The sequence below is a fragment of the Streptomyces olivochromogenes genome, assembly GCF_021538895.1.
Classification (GTDB): domain Bacteria; phylum Actinomycetota; class Actinomycetes; order Streptomycetales; family Streptomycetaceae; genus Streptomyces; species Streptomyces olivochromogenes_A.
This window is the reverse complement of record NZ_JADDRL010000267.1, coordinates 1-990: the sequence shown is the minus strand read 5'-3', so window position 1 is coordinate 990 and position 990 is coordinate 1. Positions and strand designations below refer to the sequence as shown.

Below are 990 nucleotides of genomic sequence, written 5' to 3'. Positions count from 1 at the left end.
GGTGAGGGTGTCGTCGAGCCAGTCGTAGATGCGGGCCTGGGACAGACGCATCGCGCCGGGGTGGCAGTGCGCGCCTGCGCCCTCTTCGGCGGTGAACACCATCAGGGTCTTGGGGCAGGTCAGATGGGCGTAGAGCTGTTCGGGCTGGCCCTTGAAGAACATGTCCTCGGTGGCGTCGCAGACGAGGGTGGGGCACTGGATCTGCTCGGCGATGCCGTCGGCGAGGGTGTAGTCGAGGTAGGAGGCGTTGAAGGCGCGGGGGGTGTCGACGCCCATGACGTACATGCCGTGGTTGATCGCCCAGCGGGCGATCGGGTCGCCGGCCATGATGTGTTCGAAGGCGGCGTCGAGTTCGGGTGCGTCCTGGGCGCGCAGGAGTCGTTCGGCCTGCTGTCGGGTGCCGGGGATGTTGCGGACGGAGGTCTGGCCGAGGTCGTAGAGGCCGTCGACGGCTATCAGTGCGGCCAGGCGGTGTTCGAAGGCGGCGGCCCGGGGGGCGAGGATGCCGCCCATGCTGAGACCCAGGAGCGCGATACGGCTGTTGTCGACGTCTGGGAGGGTCTCGGCGAAGTCCACGACGGGGGTGATGACGTTCTCCCAGTCCGGGCGGAAGACCAGTCCCTCGTGGTGGCGTGGGCCGGGCATGCCGGGGCCGTCGAAGACCAGCACGGTGTAGCCGCGCTCCACGCCGGCCATCGCCCCGAAGAAGTGCAGTTCCTCGGTGGTGCCGTCGAAGCCGTTGTGCATGATCAGCGTCGGCCGGGGTGTCCCGGAGTCGTCGACCCGGTACAGGTAACCCGGCAGGGTGGTGTCCTCGTACGGGATGCGGACCGGTTCGATGCGCGGGGTGGTGTAGAGGGCCGCGGCGGCCTGGAAGCATTCCACGGAGCGGTCGTAGGCCTGGTCGTGGCGCGGGTCGCAGGGGTTGCCGTGCAGGAAGAACTCCGCCGACCGGTAGTAGTTCGACGCCCGCAAGAACCCGTCCCGGGC

At 68.9% G+C, this 990-nt stretch carries 1 protein-coding gene; it reads right to left on the bottom strand.

Annotated elements, in window-relative coordinates; all coding sequences use genetic code 11:
* Positions 1-990 (bottom strand): alpha/beta hydrolase family protein (locus tag IPZ69_RS46735; protein WP_235461018.1); only part of this gene is annotated, 990 nt, incomplete at both ends.